The sequence below is a fragment of the Blastococcus saxobsidens genome (genome assembly GCF_002938435.1).
Taxonomy (GTDB): domain Bacteria; phylum Actinomycetota; class Actinomycetes; order Mycobacteriales; family Geodermatophilaceae; genus Blastococcus; species Blastococcus saxobsidens.
In genome coordinates this window covers 131,967-147,859 of sequence record NZ_POQT01000007.1, presented here as the reverse complement: position 1 = coordinate 147,859, position 15,893 = coordinate 131,967, and the positions used below count along the sequence as shown (strand labels likewise).

Genomic DNA, 15,893 nt, shown 5'->3' with positions numbered 1-15,893 from the left:
CGCCACCCGTAGCAGCACGAACGAGCAGATCGAGAGGGACGTCTGATGCCAGGACCACAGCGACGCGGCGGCGGCGCCGGCGGCGGTAACGACCGCCGCGACCGTCGTGACGGCGGGCGGGGCCCCGGAGGCGCTCCCGCCGAGAAGAGCAACTACATCGAGCGCGTGGTCGCCATCAACCGCGTGTCCAAGGTCGTCAAGGGTGGTCGGCGCTTCAGCTTCACCGCCCTGGTGATCGTGGGCGACGGTGACGGCACCGTGGGCGTCGGTTACGGCAAGGCCAAGGAGGTGCCCGCGGCGATCGCCAAGGGTGTCGAGGAGGCCAAGAAGCACTTCTACAAGGTGCCGCGCATCGCCAGCACCATCCCGCACCCCGTGCAGGGTGAGGCGGCGGCCGGTGTCGTGCTCCTGAAGCCGGCCAGCCCCGGTACCGGTGTCATCGCCGGTGGTCCGGTGCGCGCCGTGCTGGAGTGCGCCGGTATCCACGACGTGCTCTCCAAGAGCCTCGGGTCGTCGAACCCGATCAACATCGTGCACGCCACGATGCAGGCGCTGAAGGACCTCGTCCGCCCCGAGGAGATCGCGGCTCGCCGCGGCCTGCCCCTCGAGGACGTCGCCCCGGCCGCCATGCTCCGTGCCCGTGCGGGTCAGGGGGTCTGAGATGACGCAGCTGAAGGTCACCCAGGTCAAGTCCGCGATCGGGACCAAGCCCAACCAGCGCCAGACGCTGCGTTCGCTGGGCCTGAAGAAGATCAACGACTCGGTCGTCCAGGAGGACCGTCCCGAGATCCGCGGGATGGTCGCAACGGTGCCGCACCTGGTCACCGTCGAAGAGGTCTGAGGAATACTCGCCATGACTCTGAAGGTCCACCACCTCCGCCCGGCCAAGGGCGCCCACACCCCCAAGACCCGCGTGGGTCGCGGTGAGGGCTCCAAGGGCAAGACGGCCGGTCGCGGTACCAAGGGCACCGGCGCGCGGGGCAACACGCACGCGCGGTTCGAGGGTGGGCAGACCCCGCTGCACATGCGGCTGCCCAAGCTCTCGGGCTTCAAGAACAACAACAAGGTCGTGTTCCAGGTCGTCAACCTCGACCGCATCGCGGCGCTCTTCCCGCAGGGTGGTCTGGTCGACCCGGACACCCTCGTGGAGGCCGGCGCGGTCCGTCGCGGCCACCCGGTCAAGGTGCTCGGCACCGGCGACCTGGGCGGCGTGAAGGTCGACGTCCACGCGCACGCCTTCTCCTCGTCCGCCGCCGAGAAGATCGGCGCGGCCGGGGGCAGCACGAACCGCATCTGACACCGGGCGACCCCCGCGGGAGTGTGACACCGCGCCCGTGGGGGTCGTCTGCTGCCCGGTCGCCGTCGGCGGCCGGGCGCTGACCGTTCTGCAGTCGCGTGCGGCGACCGTGTCATGGAAGCGGCGGATGGCCGCATTGCTAACCTCATACGACCGATCAGGGGAGGGCACGTGCTGCAGGCGTTCGCTGCGGCGTTCCGGACGCCAGACCTCCGGCGCAAGCTGCTGTTCTCCCTGGCGATCATCGCCGTGTACCGGCTCGGGGCGCAGGTCCCGGGACCAGGTGTCTCCGTGGAGGCCATCAACAGCTGCCTGGAGCAGGCGCAGGCATCAGACCAGCGGGACATCTACTCGCTGGTGAACCTGTTCTCCGGCGGCGCCCTGCTGAGACTCTCCGTCTTCGCGCTCGGGATCATGCCCTACATCACGGCGAGCATCATCGTGCAGCTGCTGGTGGTGGTGATCCCGCGCTTCGAGGTGCTGAAGAAGGAAGGGCAGTCGGGTCAGGCCAAGCTGACCCAGTACACCCGCTACCTGACCATCGCCCTCGCGGTGCTGCAGAGCACCGGCATCATCGCCCTGGCCCGCAGCGGCCAGCTCTTCCCGAACTGCAGCGCCCAGATCATCCCGTCCAACTCGGTGTGGACGACCGTGGTGCTGGTCATCGCGCTCACCGCCGGCACGGCGATGATCATGTGGCTGGGCGAGCTGCTGACCGAGCGGGGCATCGGCAACGGCATGTCCGTGCTGATCTTCACCTCGATCGCCGCTCGCATCCCGGCCGAGGGCGGGTCGATCCTCCAGTCCCGCGGCGGCCTGGTGTTCGCCGTCGTGTGCGTCATCGCGGTCGTCATCATCGGCACGGTCGTGTACGTGGAGCAGGCGCAGCGCCGCATCCCGGTCCAGTACGCCAAGCGCATGGTCGGCCGGCGCATGTACGGCGGTACGTCGACCTACCTGCCGCTGAAGGTGAACCAGGCCGGCGTCATCCCGGTGATCTTCGCGTCGTCGCTGCTGTACCTGCCGCAGCTGATCATCCAGCTGCAGGGCAACGAGACCGGCGGCGTCCGCCAGTTCTTCGAGAACAACATCGTCGACCAGAGCAGCCCGGTGCACATCGCGGTGTTCTTCGGCCTGATCGTGTTCTTCACGTACTTCTACGTGTCGATCACGTTCAACCCCGAGGAGCGAGCCGACGACATGAAGCGCTACGGCGGTTTCATCCCTGGCATCCGACCGGGTCGCCCGACGGCTGAGTACCTGCAGTACGTGCTGTCCCGGATCACGCTGCCGGGCTCGATGTACCTGGGACTGGTCGCGGTCCTCCCGAACTTCTTCCTCGCCGTCACGCAGCCGGGGCAGAACCAGAACTTCCCGTTCGGCGGGGTGGCGGTCCTCATCATGGTCGGAGTGGGGTTGGAGACGGTGAAGCAGATCGAGACGCAACTCAACCAGCGCAACTACGAAGGGTTCCTGAAGTAGTGCGCGTCGTCCTCCTGGGCCCTCCCGGAGCGGGCAAGGGCACCCAGGCGCAGATCATCGCCGGCGAGCTGAAGGTCCCGGCCATCTCCACCGGGGACATCTTCCGCGCCAACGTCAGCGGTCAGACCGAGCTGGGCCAGAAGGCCAAGACCTACATGGACGCCGGTGACCTCGTCCCGGACGAGATCACCGTGGCCATGGTCAAGGACCGGCTGGCCGAGCCCGACGCCAAGGCGGGCTTCCTGCTGGACGGCTTCCCGCGGACCATCGCGCAGGCCGAGCAGCTGCGGTCGTCCCTGGAGGACCTCGGCAACGCCCTCGACCGGGTGCTGGAACTCGTCGTCGACGAGGAGGAGCTGGTCCGCCGGCTCTCCGGACGGCGGATGATCGTCGACGGCCAGGAGGTCCAGCGGGACGACGACAAGCCGGAGACGGTGCGTCACCGGCTCAAGGTGTACCGGGAGCAGACCGCCCCGCTGTCCGGCTTCTACGAGGGCGAGGGCCTGCTGGCCCGTATCGACGCGATCGGCTCGGTCGAGGAGGTCACCGCCCGGGCGCTCCGCGCCCTGGGCGTCGACGGGGACGGCGAGGCCGGGCAGCCGGCCTCGGTCTGACCGCCTGCCTCCGGGCACGGTGAAGGAGCAGCACGGCAGATGACGGCAGGCATCCTCGGTCGCATCCCGCTGCTGGCGAAGTGGAGTGGACGCATGATCCAGATCAAGACCGCGCAGGAGATCGAGCTCATGCGTGCCTCCGGCCTGATCACGGCCGGGGCCCTCAAGGCGGTCAGGGCGGCCGTGGCTCCCGGTGTCAGCACCGGTGAGCTGGACGCCGTGGCGGAGGACCACATCCGGTCCCACGGCGCCGTGCCGAACTTCCTCGGTTACCACGGCTTCACCGGCACGATCTGCGCCTCGATCAACGACGAGATCGTCCACGGCATCCCGGACAAGGAGCGGCGGCTCGCCGCGGGCGACAACATATCCATCGACTGCGGCGCCATCCTGAACGGCTGGCACAGCGATTCGGCGATCACCGTCACGGTGGGAGAGCCGTCCGCCGAGGATGCCGCCCTCCTCGAGGTGACCGAGCGCTCCCTGTGGGCTGGCCTGGCCCGCGCGGTCGCCGGCGGCCGCCTCACCGACATCAGCCACGCGGTCGAGGAGTCGATCCGCTCGCACGCGCACCCGTACGGCATCGTGGACCACTACGGGGGGCACGGCATCGGCACCGAGATGCACCAGGACCCGCACGTGCTCAACTACGGCCGCCCCGGGCGTGGGCCCAAGCTGGTGCCGGGGCTGGCCCTGGCCATCGAGCCCATGGTCACCGTGGGCGACCCCGCGACGGCCGAGCTCGACGACGGGTGGACCGTCGTCACCAAGGACGGCTCCCGCGCCGCCCACTTCGAGCACAGCGTCGCCATCACGCCGGAGGGCCCCTGGGTCCTGACGGCGGAGGATGGCGGCGTCGCCGGTCTGGCCCCGTTCGGCATCACGCCCCGCACGTAGGGCCCTCGCACCGCTGCGGGGGCGCAACCGCGGGCGATGGCCAGCGTCACCCCGGGGCGGGTTGGTGACGGAAGTGACGTCGGGGTACAGTGGCCGACGGCGTTCGCGCCGTCTCGTCGTCGTGCTGTGGCCGCATGATCCGGGACGCCCTCGCGAGAGCGTCTGCACCACCAGTTCTGCAATCACCGAGTGCGTGCAGCGGGAACCCCCGTGTGCGCAGAGGTATTCGCACCACCGAGTCAAGGAGCGCGTTCGAGGCATGGCGAAGAAGGACGGGGCCATCGAGGTCGAGGGTCGCGTCGTCGAGCCGCTGCCCAATGCGATGTTCCGGGTCGAGCTGCAGAACGGACACCGGGTGCTCGCCCACATCAGCGGCAAGATGCGGCAGCACTACATCCGCATCCTGCCCGAGGACCGCGTGGTCGTGGAGCTCTCGCCCTACGACCTGACGCGCGGTCGCATCGTCTACCGCTACAAGTAACCGCTCGGACCGTGCAGCTGCCGCGAGGCAGAGCGCGGCGGGCGCACGATCCGAGGAAATGAGGGGCGGCACCGGTGAAGGTCCAGCCGTCGGTGAAGACAATCTGCGACAAGTGCAAGGTGATCCGCCGGCACGGCCGGGTCATGGTCATCTGCGACAACGCCCGGCACAAGCAGCGCCAGGGCTGAGGGAGTACCAGAACATGGCACGACTGGCTGGCGTCGACCTCCCCCGCGAGAAGCGGATGGAGATCGCGCTCACCTACATCTACGGAATCGGCAAGCACCACGCCAAGGAGACCCTGGCCGCGACGGGCGTCAGCCCGGACCTGCGTGCCAAGGACCTCAGTGACGAGGACCTGCTGAAGCTCCGCGACTACATCGACGAGCACTTCCGGGTCGAGGGTGACCTCCGCCGCGAGGTCGCCGCCGACATCCGTCGCAAGGTGGAGATCGGTTGCTACCAGGGTCTGCGGCACCGCCGTGGTCTCCCGGTGCACGGTCAGCGCACCAAGACCAACGCGCGCTCGAGCAAGGGCCCGCGCAAGACCATCGCCGGCAAGAAGAAGGCCGGCAAGAAGTAAGCCGCGCAACCGCGCCGTCGCGCGTCCCTGAGGGGGGAACGACGGTGCAGCGCGTGCTGCCTCTCTAGGCCACGAAGAGAAGGAACCCCACACACACATGCCTCCCAGGGCTCGCGCCGCGGCCGGTGCCAAGAAGGTCCGCCGCAAGGAGAAGAAGAACGTCGCTCACGGTGCTGCGCACATCAAGAGCACGTTCAACAACACGATCGTCTCGATCACCGACCCCAACGGGAACGTGATCAGCTGGGCCTCGGCCGGCCACGTCGGCTTCAAGGGCTCCCGCAAGTCGACCCCCTTCGCCGCGCAGATGGCCGCCGAGAACGCGGCGCGCAAGGCGCAGGAGCACGGCATGCGCAAGGTGGACGTCTTCGTGAAGGGCCCCGGCTCCGGCCGGGAGACCGCGATCCGCTCCCTCCAGGCCACCGGCCTCGAGGTCGGGCAGATCCAGGACGTCACGCCGCAGCCGCACAACGGCTGCCGCCCCAAGAAGCGCCGCCGGGTCTGACCGGCCACCGACGAAGACGAAGAGGTAGATAGACGTGGCCCGTTACACCGGAGCCGACTGCCGCCTGTGCCGGCGCGAGAAGATGAAGCTGTTCCTCAAGGGCAGCAAGTGCGAGTCCGCCAAGTGCCCGATCGAGATCCGGCCGTACCCGCCGGGCGAGCACGGCCGCGGCCGCAGCAAGGACAGCGAGTACCTGCTCCAGCTTCGTGAGAAGCAGAAGGCCCGCCGCATCTACGGCGTGCTGGAGAAGCAGTTCCGCGGTTACTACGAAGAGGCCAACCGCAAGACCGGCAAGACCGGTGAGGTCCTGCTCCAGATCCTGGAGTCGCGGCTGGACAACGTGGTCTACCGGGCCGGCTTCGCCGAGTCCCGCGACATGGCCCGCCAGCTGGTGCGCCACGGCCACATCCGGGTGAACGGCCGCAAGGTCGACATCCCGTCCTACCGGGTCAGCGAGAACGACATCATCGAGGTCGCGGAGAAGTCGCGCACGATGCTGCCGTTCGAGATCGCCCAGGCGCGCGCCGGCGAGCGTCCGGTTCCGCCGTGGCTGGAGGTCATCAGCAGCCAGCTGCGCGTGCTCGTCCACAGCATCCCGGCCCGCCAGGTGATCGACACCCCGGTCCAGGAGCAGCTGATCGTCGAGCTCTACTCGAAGTAATAGAAGGACCACGTCCTCCCACCCTTCGCAAGCTCGGGGCGGGACCCGGGACGGGGCCGTTCCAGCACTTCACCAGCACCACGGCTCCGGCGGGCGGACAGATGCCCGCCGGAGCCCGCACCACCCCCCTCACGGCGTCATATGGCGGGTGCCGGAGGACCTCGAGGAGAAACAATGCTCATCGCACAGCGCCCCACGCTGACCGAGGAGATCATCTCGGAGCAGCGCTCGCGGTTCGTCATCGAGCCGCTCGAGCCGGGCTTCGGCTACACCCTCGGCAACTCCCTGCGGCGCACGCTGCTGTCGTCCATCCCCGGTGCGGCTGTCACCAGCATCCGCATCGAGGGCACCCTGCACGAGTTCACCACCGTGCCGGGCGTCAAGGAGGACGTCACCGAGATCATCCTGAACCTCAAGGGTCTGGTGGTCAGCTCCGACTCCGACGAGCCGGTGACCATGTACCTGCGCAAGCAGGGTCCCGGTGAGGTCACGGCCGCCGACATCGCGCCGCCGGCCGGTGTCGAGGTGCACAACCCCGACCTGCACATCGCGACCCTCAACGGCAAGGGCCGTCTCGAGGTCGAACTGGTCGTCGAGCGTGGCCGTGGCTACGTGCCGGCGCCGCAGAACAAGCAGCCCGGCCAGGAGATCGGCCGCATCCCCGTGGACTCGATCTACTCGCCGGTCCTCAAGGTCACCTACGCCGTCGAGGCGACCCGCGTCGAGCAGCGCACCGACTTCGACCGCCTGGTCGTGGACGTCGAGACCAAGCCGTCGCTCGCCCCGCGGGACGCCATCGCGTCCGCCGGGTCGACGCTGGTGGAGCTGTTCGGCCTGCTGCGCGAGCTGAACGTCGACGCCGAGGGCATCGAGGTCGGGCCCAGCCCGGCCGAGGCCGCGGACATCGCGAACTTCTCGATGCCGATCGAGGACATGGACCTGACCGTCCGGTCCTACAACTGCCTCAAGCGCGAGGGCGTGCACACCGTCGGTGAGCTCGTCACCCGCTCCGAGGCCGACCTCCTCGACATCCGGAACTTCGGTGCCAAGTCGATCGACGAGGTCAAGATGAAGCTGGCGGCCATGGGCCTCGCGCTCAAGGACAGCCCGCCCGGGTTCATCCCCACCTCGGTCGAGAGCTACGACGAGGGCTACGAGACCGACGCCTACCAGGGCACGGGCGAGTACGCCGCCGGCTACGACCAGGCCCAGTACGACGAGACCTCCTACCAGGAGACCGAGCAGCTCTGACCGGTGCGGGCCGGACGGCGGCGCACCCGCCGTCCGCCCCCGCCGCGGGGCGCGCGACACTGACGCCACGAGCAGTTCAGCACGACGCAGTACGGACGAGAAGCAGCATCACGGATGCAGCCGGCAGCGAGCGCCCGGCCGCCTGAGGAAGGACCGACATGCCCACCCCCACCAAGGGCCCCCGTCTCGGCGGGTCCCCCGCGCACGAGCGGCTGATGCTGGCCAACCTGGCCACCTCGCTGTTCGAGCACGGGCGGATCACCACCACCGAGACGAAGGCCAAGCGGCTGCGTCCGCTGGCCGAGAAGCTGGTGACCTTCGCCAAGCGCGGTGACCTGCACGCCCGTCGTCAGGTGATGACCACCATCCGTGACAAGGACGTCGTCCACACGCTGTTCGCCGAGATCGGTCCTCGCTACGAGAACCGTCCCGGTGGCTACACCCGGATCACCAAGGTGGGTCCCCGCAAGGGCGACAACGCCCCCATGGCGGTCATCGAGCTGGTCGAGGCGCTGACCGTGGGTCAGCAGGCCGTCGGCGAGGCCGAGCGCGCCCGTGGCACGAAGTTCGCCGCCGGTGCCGGTGCCGGTGCCGGTGCCGGTTCCGCCGCTGCCGCCGGTGAGGTCACCGCGGACGCCGTCGAGGTTGCCGAGGACGCGACCGAGGACAGCACCGAGGAGTCGGGCACCCTCGCGTCGGAGAACGAGGACGTGGCCGCTGCCGAGGGCGGCGCGGACGTCGAGGCGCCGGCCGACGAGGCTGCTGCCGACGACGCCGAGGGCACGGACGGCGCCAAGTGAGCGAGGCCGACGGCACGACGACCGGCCCGGGTGGCGACACCTCGCCGGCCGTGACCGACGGCAGCATCACGGACGAGGCGCAGGAGATCGTCACCGACGTCTACAGCCCCGACGGTGAGCGCCAGGACGACGGCGACGTCACCCCGCAGCCGACCGCGCAGAACACCGCGGTCGTCGACGACCCGGCTCTCTCGCCCGAGGTGGCCGACGCCGCCGCGGGTGAGGTGAACGCTGCGGAGACGGGTGACGCCGCCACGGCCAGCCTGCACGCTCCGGGTGGCGAGTCGGCGCCCGACCCGAAGTGACGCACCGCTGACCATTCAGCACCCGGACGAGCCCGCCACCGGCAACGGTGGCGGGCTCGTCCGTCTCCGTCTGGCCGTCCAGTACGACGGCACGGACTTCCACGGCTGGGCCCGCCAGCCGGCACTGCGCACGGTGCAGCAGGAGCTCGAGCGGGGACTGGCCACGGTCCTCCGCACCGACGTCGACCTGACCGTCGCCGGACGCACCGACGCCGGCGTGCACGCCACGGGGCAGGTGGTCCACTGCGACGTCCCGCGGGCCGTCTGGGAGGACCAGCAGGAGAAACTCCTCCGCCGGCTGCGCGGAGTCCTGCCGCCCGATGTCGCGGTGCCCCGGGTCGAGGAGGCGCACCCCGACTTCGACGCCCGCTTCGGAGCGCTGGCCCGGCACTACGTCTACCGGCTGACCGACGCGCCCGCCGGGCCCTCGCCGCTGCGCCGCGCCGACACGGTGGCCTGGCCCCGGCGGCTGGACGCGAGCGCCATGGACCTCGCCGCCGGCCTGCTGCTCGGCCAGAACGACTTCGCCGCCTACTGCAAGCGCCGCGAGGGCGCGACGACGATCAGGACGCTGCTGCGGCTCACCGTCGCCCGGCAGCACGAGGACGACGGATCGCACACCGTCCGGATCGACGCCTCGGCCGACGCCTTCTGCCACTCGATGGTCCGCAGCCTCGTGGGCGGGCTGGTCGCGGTCGGCGAGGGGCGCCGGCCGCTGGACTGGCCCGGCAGCCTGCTCGTCCGCACCGAACGGGCCAGTGACGTCCCGGTCGCGCCCGCGCACGGGCTGACGCTGGTGGCCGTGGACTACCCGCCCGACGCCGAGCTCGCCGCTCGCACGCAGGTCACCCGCGCCCGCCGCGGCGACTGAAGAAGGACCCCGCCCTCCCCGCCCCTCGCAGGCTCGGGGTGGTGCCCTGGGCGGGGCCGTTCCATCACGTCACGTCGGCGACGGCCTCGGCGATCGGCGTCCCCCCGGACACCAGTTCCACGACGGCGCCGTCGCGTCCGGCGTCCAGCAGCGCGACGAGGACGGCGGCGACGTCGTCCCGCGGGACGCTGCCCCGCTCCACGTGCCGGTCGAGGGTGACCGTCCCGGTGCCCGGGTCGTCGGTGAGCCCGCCGGGCCGCAGCACCGTCACGGCGAGACCCGGGCGGGCGAGCAGGTCCTGCTCGGCGGCGAGCTTGGCCCGCAGGTAGGCCGTGAACACCTCGTCCACGCCGTCGGGGGAGGCACCGTCGGCGACGAGGTCCACGCCCATGGAGGACACGAGCAGGTAGCGCCGCACACCCGCCTGCTCGGCGGCGTCGGCGAGGAGCACGGCCGCGCCCCGGTCGACGGTGTCCTTGCGGGCCGTGCCGCTGCCCGGGCCGGCGCCCGCCGCGAAGACCACGGCGTCGGCGCCGGAGAGGACCTCGGCGACGTCGTCCACGGTCGCCTGCTCCAGGTCGAGGACGACGGGTTCGACGCCGTCGCCCTCCAGGTCGGACCGGTGGTCGGGGTTGCGGACGAGACCTGTGACGGAGTCCCCGCGGGCGGACAGCAGGCGGCCGAGGCGGCGGGCGACCTGCCCGTGGGCCCCGGCGACGACGATGCGCATGCAGCCGCCCTACCCGGTGCGGCGCGCGGCTACCGCCCGGGCGTGCGCCAGCTCCTCGGGGGTGTCGCAGTCCAGCCACGGCGGGGGAGCGCCCACGGCCACCTCCGGCCGGTAGCGGTGCACCACCAGCCCCCTGAGCGCCCGGTGCAGGGCCGTGGGCCCGTCGGGGTCCCCCACGGCCGTCCGGAGCGCCGCCGTCCGCCAGACGCCGAGCAGGAGCTGGTCGCGACCGGTGTCGTCGACGACGAGCACGCCGTCGGCGGACAGCCGCTCCCGCAACCGGGCGACGAGCTCCGCGGTCAGGAAGGGCAGGTCCCCGGCGAGGACGGCGACGACGTCGGTGCCCACGGCGGCCAGCCCGGCCCGGAGCGCGGCCACCGGTCCGCCACCCACGGGGTCCTCCCGGGCGAACAGCACGTCCCCGGGAGCCGGCTGGGGAGGTCCGACGACCACCCGGCGGCGGGCGCCGGGCACGGCGTCGAGCACCGCGGACAGCAGGCTGCGGCCGCCGACCTCCAGCTGCGGCTTGGCCTGCCCGCCGAGACGGGACGCCCGGCCACCGGCCAGCACGACGGCCGAGTACGGCGGGAGTTCCTGCATGCGCAGCACCGTAGGCCGCGCGGCGTGGGTACCGTCCACGTCGTGGGACGAGTCACCAGTCGCACCCCGGTGCTGCGCATCCGGGGTCCGCAGCACACCACCCGGCCGGACACGGTGGCGGCCGAGGAGCCGCTGGAGATCCGGCTGAACGGCACACCGCTGGCCGTGACCATGCGGACGCCGGGCGACGACTTCGACCTGGTGCACGGCTTCCTGGCCACCGAGGGCGTGATCCACGGCTCCGGCGACGTCGCCGGGCTGCGCTACTGCGACTCCGTGGACGCCGACGGCCGGAACACCTACAACGTCGTGGACGTCGACCTCGCGCCCGGCGTGCCGGTCCCGGACACCGGCCTGGAGCGGAACTTCTACACGTCCAGCTCCTGCGGGGTCTGCGGCAAGGCCAGCATCGACGCGATCCGCACCAAGACCTCCTTCGACGTCGCCGCCGACCCGGTGCGGCTGCCGCTGGAGGTGCTGCTGGCGCTGCCCGACCGGCTCCGCGCCGCGCAGCAGGTGTTCGACAAGACGGGCGGGCTGCACGCCGCCGGCCTGTTCACCGCCGAGGGCGAGCTCCTCGCCCTGCGCGAGGACGTCGGCCGGCACAACGCGGTGGACAAGGTCATCGGTGACGGGGTGCGCCAGGGGCGGCTGCCGCTGGCCGGTCACGTGCTGATGGTGAGCGGCCGGGCGAGCTTCGAGCTCACCCAGAAGGCGGCGATGGCCGGCATCCCGGTCCTGGCGGCGGTGTCGGCGCCGTCGTCCCTGGCGGTCGAGCTGGCCCGCGAGGTCGGCATCACCCTGGTGGGCTTCCTGCGCGGCGACGGCTGCAACGTCTACACGCACACCGAGCGGATCCAGCTGGACTGAGAGACCGGACCACGGCCGCGCACGAACGTGAGCCGCCCCGCGAGGCGTCCGGAGGAGTGGGGGCCGGAGGCTCCCGCGACGAGGGGCGGGACGGGCTCAGTGCAGGTCGGGGACGGCACGTGGCCGCGGTGCGGTCCGGAGGACCGCACCGTCATTGCTCAGTGATCGCCGCCGCGGAGCTGGCTGACCACGTGGGGGAGCAGCGGGCCCAGCACGGCGAGGCCGTCCTTCACCCCACCGGTCGAGCCGGGCAGGTTGACGATCAGCGTGCGGCCGGCCGTGCCGGCCAGCCCCCGGGACAGCACCGCAGTCAGCACGCCGTTCTCGGCGCCGTAGCGGCGGACCGCCTCGGCGATGCCGGGTGCTTCGCGCTCGAGCACCGCACGGGTCGCCTCGGGGGTGACGTCGGTCGGCGAGAGGCCGGTGCCGCCGGTGGTGACGACCAGGTCGACGCCGAGGTCCACCGACGCCCGCAGCACCGCCTCCAGCTCGGCGACGTCGTCGGGGCGCACGTGCGGCCCCTCGACGGCGAAGCCCAGCTCACGCAGGCCGGCGGCGAGGGCCTGGCCGCTGCGGTCCTCGTAGACGCCGGCGGACGCGCGGTTGGAGGCGGTGACGACGACGGCGCGCGCACCGGCCGGGAGCTCCCTCATCGCGTCCACTCCCCGCTCTTCCCACCGCTCTTGCGCAGCAGCCGGACGTCGGTGATCGCCGCTCGGGGGTCGACGGCCTTGACCATGTCGATCATCGTCAGGCCGGCGACGGAGACCGCGGTGAGGGCCTCCATCTCCACGCCCGTCCGGTCGGCGGTGCGCGCCGTGGCGGTGATCTCGACGGCGTCGTCGGTGACCTGGATGTCGACGGTGACGCCGTGCAGGGCGATGGGGTGGCACAGCGGCACGAGGTCGGGCGTGCGCTTGGCCCCGGCGATCCCGGCGATGCGCGCCACGGCGACGGCGTCCCCCTTGGGCACGCCCTTCCCGCGGAGCAGGTCCACGACCTCAGAACTGACCAGCACCCGCCCGGCGGCAGTGGCCTCGCGTGCGGTGACCTGCTTGGCGCTGACGTCGACCATGCGCGCGGCGCCGGCCTCGTCGACGTGGGTGAGCCGCGGTCCGGTCATTGCAGGGCTCCTTCGATCAGCACGACGTCCACTGCGGCGCCGGCGGGCAGTTCGGTGACGTCCTCGGGGACGACGACCAGGCAGTTGGCGCGGGCCAGGTGGGCCACCAGGTGCGAGCCGGGGCCGCCGACCTGGGAGACCTCACCGGCGTCGTAGCGGCCGCGCAGGAACTGGCGGCGACCGGCGGGGGAGCGCAGCGAGCTGGTGAGCCGGGCCGGCGCGCGCAGCCGGTGCGGGGACGCGTGCCCCAGGGCGCGGCGTAGCGCCGGGCGGACGAACACCTCGAAGGAGACGAACGCGCTCACCGGGTTGCCCGGCAGGGTGACCACCGGGACGCCGTCGACCGTGCCGGCGCCCTGCGGGCCCCCGGGCTGCATGGCGACCTTGCCGAACTCGACGGTCCCCAGGGTCGCGAAGGCGTCCTTCACGACCTCGTACGCACCCGCGCTCACCCCGCCGCTGGTGACCAGCAGGTCGGCGCCCGCCAGCTCGGCCCGCACCGTGGCGAGGAACTGGTCGACGTCGTCGGGGACGAAGTGCAGCCGCCGCGGGATCCCCCCGGCCTCCTCGACGGCGGCGGCCAGCAGCACCGAGTTGGACTCGTAGATCTGGCCGCGGGCCAGCGGCCGGCCGGGGGCGACCAGCTCGCTGCCGGTGGAGAGGATCAGCACCCGCGGGCGGCTCCGGACCGACAGCTCGGTCACGCCGACGGCCGCGGCGAGGCCCAGCTGGGCGGCGGCCAGCGGCGCCCCGGCCGACAACGCCATCGTGCCGGCCGCGATGTCCTCGCCGGCCGCGCGCAGGTGGCTGCCGATCGGGGGGCGGGCGCGGATCTCCACCACCTCGGTGCCGGCGTCGGTGAGCTCCACCGGGACGACCACGTCGGCACCCGGGGGCAGCGGGGCGCCGGTCATGATGCGGTGCACCGTCCCGGGCGCCAGGGGGACGACGTCGGTGCGCCCGGCGGGGATGTCCTCGGCCACCGGCAGCCGCACGGGTGAGCCGTCGGCGGCCGCCAACTCGGCCCACCGGCCGGCGTAGCCGTCCATCGCGGAGTTGTCGAACCCGGGCAGGGGGACCTGGGCGACCACGTCCCGCGCCAGCACGCGACCGTGGGCCTCGGCCAGCGGGACCGTCTCCGCGGGCATCGCCGGCAGCAGGCCGTCGACCACCGCCTGATGTTCCTCGACGCTGCGCACGGGGCACATCCTCGCTGATCGCCGGGCGAGCGGCGCCGGCAGCGACCGAGGACGGGGATCCATGGCCGACGTGGTCGTCCTGGGTCAGATCGGCAGGGACCTCGTGCTGCGGGTGGGCGAGCTGCCCGCCGCGGGGGGGTCGGTGCCCGCCGCGGAGCGCCGCGAGCTGCTGGGTGGCAAGGGGGTCAACCAGGCCGTGGCGCTGGCGCAGCTCGGCGTCCCGGTCGCCCTGGTCGGCGTCGTGGGCGACGACCGGGCCGGCGGGGACGCCCTCGCCCAGGCCGCGGCGGACGGCATCGACGTCTCGGGGGTCCGCACGCGGGCCGGCGCCACCACCGCGCTGCTGCTGGACATCGTGGAGGACGGCGGGCGACGCCGGCTGGTCGAGGACGTGCCGCCCGACGTCCTGCTGACCGCCGGCGACGTCGCGGCTTCGGGGTCTGCGATCGCGGGCTGCCGCGTGCTGAGCCTCCAGCTGCAGCAGCCCGGTGCCGCGGTGCGGGCAGCGCTCGAGCGGGCGCCCCGGACCGCCGTCGTGGTGGCCGACGGTGCCCCCGAGGACGGGCCGACCCGGGACGCGGTGCTCGCCCGCGCGGACGTCGTCCGGGCCGATGCCGCGGAGGCCGAGCTGCTCGTCGGTCGCCCGCTGGCCGACGTGGACGACGCCCGCGAGGCGGCCGCCCGGCTCCTCGCGGCGGGGCCCCGGCTGGTGGCCCTGGCGGTCGGGGAGCCCGGCGACCTGGTCGCCTGGCGGTCCGGGCCCGCGCCCGGCGCGGCGGCCGGACCGGGCGAGGTCGACCCGGCGTGGGCCGACGGCGAGCTCGTCGTGCCCCGGCTCGGCGGCGCACCGGTCGACCCGACGGGCGCCGGTGACGTGTGGGTGGCCGCGCTCGTCGCCGCGCTGCTCGGGCGCCGCGGTCCCGAGGAGGCGGCGTGGCTCGCGGCGGCGGCAGCGGCCTCCACCGTCTCGCACGCGGGCGGCCGCCCGGCGCTGGACCCGGAAGAGTTGGCCGCGCTGATCGCCCGGGAGCGCGACCGCGCCGCAGCCCGGTTATCGTCCGGTCGTGGCTGAGATCGACCGGATGCTGGCGGCGAACGAGGAGTGGGCCGGGCAGGCCTCCGGCCTGGGCCTGCCGGCGGCGCCGGCCCGGGGAGTGGCAGTGGTGGCCTGCATGGACGCCCGGATGGACGTCTACCGGCTGCTGGGCCTGGCACCGGGTGAGGCGCACGTCATCCGCAACGCCGGCGGGGTGGTGACCGACGACGTGCTGCGCTCGCTGGCCATCTCCCAGCACGTGCTCGGCACCCGCGAGGTGGTGCTGGTGCACCACACCCGCTGCGGCCTGACCGGGGCCGACGAGGCAGCCTTCGCCGATCAGGTCCAGCGGGCGACCGGGCAGCGTCCGCCGTGGCCGATGCGCGCCTTCGCCGACGTCGACGACGACGTCAGGGAGTCGGTGCGGCTGGTGCGGGAGTCCCCGTACCTGCTGACCGCCGAGGTGCGCGGAACGGTGTACGACGTCGACACGGGGCGGCTGCGCGACGTGGCGTGAACGCGGGCGGCCCTGGTGACGTGCTGGAACGGCCCCCGTCCAAAAGGCTCGCCCCGAGCCTGCGAGGGGGG

The 15,893-nt window shown here is 72.5% G+C and carries 23 protein-coding genes; 18 read left to right on the top strand and 5 right to left on the bottom strand.

Translation table 11 applies throughout. The features are described 5' to 3' along the window. Positions 1 to 45: 45 nt before the first annotated feature. The 15 genes from rpsE (at position 46) to truA (ending at position 9,747) form a co-directional block, all read left to right on the top strand. Positions 46 to 660: a 30S ribosomal protein S5 gene (gene rpsE / locus C5507_RS06690; RefSeq protein WP_026857030.1), complete on the top strand. Its 615-nt coding sequence runs from the start codon at positions 46 to 48 to the stop codon at positions 658 to 660. Between the two features lies 1 nt (position 661). Next, a complete protein-coding gene (gene rpmD, locus C5507_RS06685; protein WP_104527732.1) occupies positions 662 to 841 on the top strand; it encodes a 50S ribosomal protein L30 in 180 nt (59 codons plus the stop codon). Positions 842 to 853: 12 nt separating this feature from the next. Next, positions 854 to 1,297, top strand: a complete 444-nt coding sequence (gene rplO / locus C5507_RS06680) for a 50S ribosomal protein L15 (protein ID WP_104527731.1) — start codon at positions 854 to 856, stop codon at positions 1,295 to 1,297. Positions 1,298 to 1,468: 171 nt separating this feature from the next. After that, on the top strand, positions 1,469 to 2,779 hold the full coding sequence (secY, locus tag C5507_RS06675; RefSeq protein WP_104527730.1) for a preprotein translocase subunit SecY: 1,311 nt from the start codon (positions 1,469 to 1,471) through the stop codon (positions 2,777 to 2,779). Continuing rightward, on the top strand, positions 2,779 to 3,393 hold the full coding sequence (locus tag C5507_RS06670) for an adenylate kinase (protein WP_104527729.1): 615 nt from the start codon (positions 2,779 to 2,781) through the stop codon (positions 3,391 to 3,393). Before secY ends, C5507_RS06670 begins: the two co-directional genes overlap by 1 nt. A gap of 39 nt (positions 3,394 to 3,432) precedes the next feature. Further along, a complete protein-coding gene (gene map, locus C5507_RS06665; protein WP_242611170.1) occupies positions 3,433 to 4,290 on the top strand; it encodes a type I methionyl aminopeptidase in 858 nt (285 codons plus the stop codon). 259 nt (positions 4,291 to 4,549) lie between these two features. Continuing rightward, complete coding sequence (gene infA, locus C5507_RS06660; RefSeq protein ID WP_012950459.1) at positions 4,550 to 4,771, top strand: translation initiation factor IF-1; 222 nt, start codon at positions 4,550 to 4,552, stop codon at positions 4,769 to 4,771. Between the two features lie 74 nt (positions 4,772 to 4,845). Next, positions 4,846 to 4,959, top strand: a complete 114-nt coding sequence (gene rpmJ / locus C5507_RS06655) for a 50S ribosomal protein L36 (protein ID WP_104527728.1) — start codon at positions 4,846 to 4,848, stop codon at positions 4,957 to 4,959. A 14-nt stretch (positions 4,960 to 4,973) separates the two neighbouring features. After that, complete coding sequence (gene rpsM, locus C5507_RS06650) at positions 4,974 to 5,354, top strand: 30S ribosomal protein S13 (protein WP_104527727.1); 381 nt, start codon at positions 4,974 to 4,976, stop codon at positions 5,352 to 5,354. A 97-nt stretch (positions 5,355 to 5,451) separates the two neighbouring features. After that, positions 5,452 to 5,859 carry a 30S ribosomal protein S11 gene (gene rpsK, locus C5507_RS06645; protein ID WP_014377968.1) on the top strand — a complete coding sequence of 136 codons (408 nt, stop codon included), beginning with the start codon at positions 5,452 to 5,454 and terminating at the stop codon, positions 5,857 to 5,859. Positions 5,860 to 5,893: 34 nt separating this feature from the next. Beyond that, positions 5,894 to 6,520 (top strand): 30S ribosomal protein S4, encoded by a 627-nt coding sequence (gene rpsD, locus C5507_RS06640; RefSeq protein ID WP_104527726.1) that lies wholly within the window; start codon positions 5,894 to 5,896, stop codon positions 6,518 to 6,520. 174 nt (positions 6,521 to 6,694) lie between these two features. Continuing rightward, entirely contained in the window at positions 6,695 to 7,771 is a 1,077-nt protein-coding gene (locus tag C5507_RS06635; RefSeq protein ID WP_104527725.1) for a DNA-directed RNA polymerase subunit alpha, read from the top strand. A gap of 158 nt (positions 7,772 to 7,929) precedes the next feature. Beyond that, on the top strand, positions 7,930 to 8,571 hold the full coding sequence (gene rplQ / locus C5507_RS23395; protein ID WP_104527724.1) for a 50S ribosomal protein L17: 642 nt from the start codon (positions 7,930 to 7,932) through the stop codon (positions 8,569 to 8,571). Beyond that, a complete protein-coding gene (locus tag C5507_RS06625) occupies positions 8,568 to 8,876 on the top strand; it encodes a hypothetical protein (protein ID WP_207225843.1) in 309 nt (102 codons plus the stop codon). The genes rplQ and C5507_RS06625 overlap by 4 nt, the downstream gene beginning before the upstream one ends. Continuing rightward, positions 8,848 to 9,747, top strand: a complete 900-nt coding sequence (truA, locus tag C5507_RS06620) for a tRNA pseudouridine(38-40) synthase TruA (protein ID WP_242611169.1) — start codon at positions 8,848 to 8,850, stop codon at positions 9,745 to 9,747. The genes C5507_RS06625 and truA overlap by 29 nt, the downstream gene beginning before the upstream one ends. 64 nt (positions 9,748 to 9,811) lie before the next feature. On the opposite strand, the gene C5507_RS06615 is transcribed toward truA, so the two are convergent. Next, positions 9,812 to 10,477 (bottom strand): SDR family oxidoreductase, encoded by a 666-nt coding sequence (locus C5507_RS06615; RefSeq protein WP_104527723.1) that lies wholly within the window; start codon positions 10,475 to 10,477, stop codon positions 9,812 to 9,814. A gap of 9 nt (positions 10,478 to 10,486) precedes the next feature. Then, positions 10,487 to 11,077, bottom strand: a complete 591-nt coding sequence (gene mobA / locus C5507_RS06610) for a molybdenum cofactor guanylyltransferase (RefSeq protein WP_104527779.1) — start codon at positions 11,075 to 11,077, stop codon at positions 10,487 to 10,489. Positions 11,078 to 11,119: 42 nt separating this feature from the next. Here mobA and fdhD point away from each other — a divergent pair, with 42 nt between their 5' ends. Next, positions 11,120 to 11,947, top strand: coding sequence for a formate dehydrogenase accessory sulfurtransferase FdhD (gene fdhD / locus C5507_RS06605; RefSeq protein WP_104527778.1), 828 nt, complete (start codon positions 11,120 to 11,122; stop codon positions 11,945 to 11,947). A 158-nt stretch (positions 11,948 to 12,105) separates the two neighbouring features. On the opposite strand, the gene C5507_RS06600 is transcribed toward fdhD, so the two are convergent. The 3 genes from C5507_RS06600 to moeA are packed head-to-tail and all read right to left on the bottom strand — an operon-like array spanning position 12,106 to position 14,278. Beyond that, on the bottom strand, positions 12,106 to 12,600 hold the full coding sequence (locus tag C5507_RS06600; RefSeq protein WP_104527777.1) for a MogA/MoaB family molybdenum cofactor biosynthesis protein: 495 nt from the start codon (positions 12,598 to 12,600) through the stop codon (positions 12,106 to 12,108). Next, entirely contained in the window at positions 12,597 to 13,070 is a 474-nt protein-coding gene (gene moaC, locus C5507_RS06595; protein ID WP_104527722.1) for a cyclic pyranopterin monophosphate synthase MoaC, read from the bottom strand. Before moaC ends, C5507_RS06600 begins: the two co-directional genes overlap by 4 nt. Further along, positions 13,067 to 14,278 carry a molybdopterin molybdotransferase MoeA gene (gene moeA, locus C5507_RS06590; protein WP_242611168.1) on the bottom strand — a complete coding sequence of 404 codons (1,212 nt, stop codon included), beginning with the start codon at positions 14,276 to 14,278 and terminating at the stop codon, positions 13,067 to 13,069. The genes moaC and moeA overlap by 4 nt, the downstream gene beginning before the upstream one ends. A 52-nt stretch (positions 14,279 to 14,330) precedes the next feature. Here moeA and C5507_RS06585 point away from each other — a divergent pair, with 52 nt between their 5' ends. Then, positions 14,331 to 15,341, top strand: a complete 1,011-nt coding sequence (locus C5507_RS06585; RefSeq protein ID WP_104527720.1) for a PfkB family carbohydrate kinase — start codon at positions 14,331 to 14,333, stop codon at positions 15,339 to 15,341. Next, entirely contained in the window at positions 15,334 to 15,822 is a 489-nt protein-coding gene (locus tag C5507_RS06580) for a beta-class carbonic anhydrase (protein WP_104527719.1), read from the top strand. The genes C5507_RS06585 and C5507_RS06580 overlap by 8 nt, the downstream gene beginning before the upstream one ends. The last annotated feature ends 71 nt before the right edge of the window (positions 15,823 to 15,893 follow it).

Excerpts from the sequence above, each read along its gene's own strand:
- rpsE (WP_026857030.1), top strand. The coding sequence starts at position 46 with ATGCCAGGACCACAGCGACGCGGCGGCGGCGCCGGCGGCGGTAACGAC.
- rpmD (WP_104527732.1), top strand. The coding sequence starts at position 662 with ATGACGCAGCTGAAGGTCACCCAGGTCAAGTCCGCGATCGGGACCAAG.
- rplO (WP_104527731.1), top strand. The coding sequence starts at position 854 with ATGACTCTGAAGGTCCACCACCTCCGCCCGGCCAAGGGCGCCCACACC.
- map (WP_242611170.1), top strand. The coding sequence starts at position 3,433 with ATGACGGCAGGCATCCTCGGTCGCATCCCGCTGCTGGCGAAGTGGAGT.
- infA (WP_012950459.1), top strand. The coding sequence starts at position 4,550 with ATGGCGAAGAAGGACGGGGCCATCGAGGTCGAGGGTCGCGTCGTCGAG.
- rpsM (WP_104527727.1), top strand. The coding sequence starts at position 4,974 with ATGGCACGACTGGCTGGCGTCGACCTCCCCCGCGAGAAGCGGATGGAG.
- rpsK (WP_014377968.1), top strand. The coding sequence starts at position 5,452 with ATGCCTCCCAGGGCTCGCGCCGCGGCCGGTGCCAAGAAGGTCCGCCGC.
- C5507_RS06635 (WP_104527725.1), top strand. The coding sequence starts at position 6,695 with ATGCTCATCGCACAGCGCCCCACGCTGACCGAGGAGATCATCTCGGAG.
- rplQ (WP_104527724.1), top strand. The coding sequence starts at position 7,930 with ATGCCCACCCCCACCAAGGGCCCCCGTCTCGGCGGGTCCCCCGCGCAC.
- C5507_RS06615 (WP_104527723.1), bottom strand. The coding sequence starts at position 10,477 with ATGCGCATCGTCGTCGCCGGGGCCCACGGGCAGGTCGCCCGCCGCCTC.
- mobA (WP_104527779.1), bottom strand. The coding sequence starts at position 11,077 with ATGCAGGAACTCCCGCCGTACTCGGCCGTCGTGCTGGCCGGTGGCCGG.
- C5507_RS06600 (WP_104527777.1), bottom strand. The coding sequence starts at position 12,600 with ATGAGGGAGCTCCCGGCCGGTGCGCGCGCCGTCGTCGTCACCGCCTCC.
- moaC (WP_104527722.1), bottom strand. The coding sequence starts at position 13,070 with ATGACCGGACCGCGGCTCACCCACGTCGACGAGGCCGGCGCCGCGCGC.
- moeA (WP_242611168.1), bottom strand. The coding sequence starts at position 14,278 with ATGTGCCCCGTGCGCAGCGTCGAGGAACATCAGGCGGTGGTCGACGGC.
- C5507_RS06585 (WP_104527720.1), top strand. The coding sequence starts at position 14,331 with ATGGCCGACGTGGTCGTCCTGGGTCAGATCGGCAGGGACCTCGTGCTG.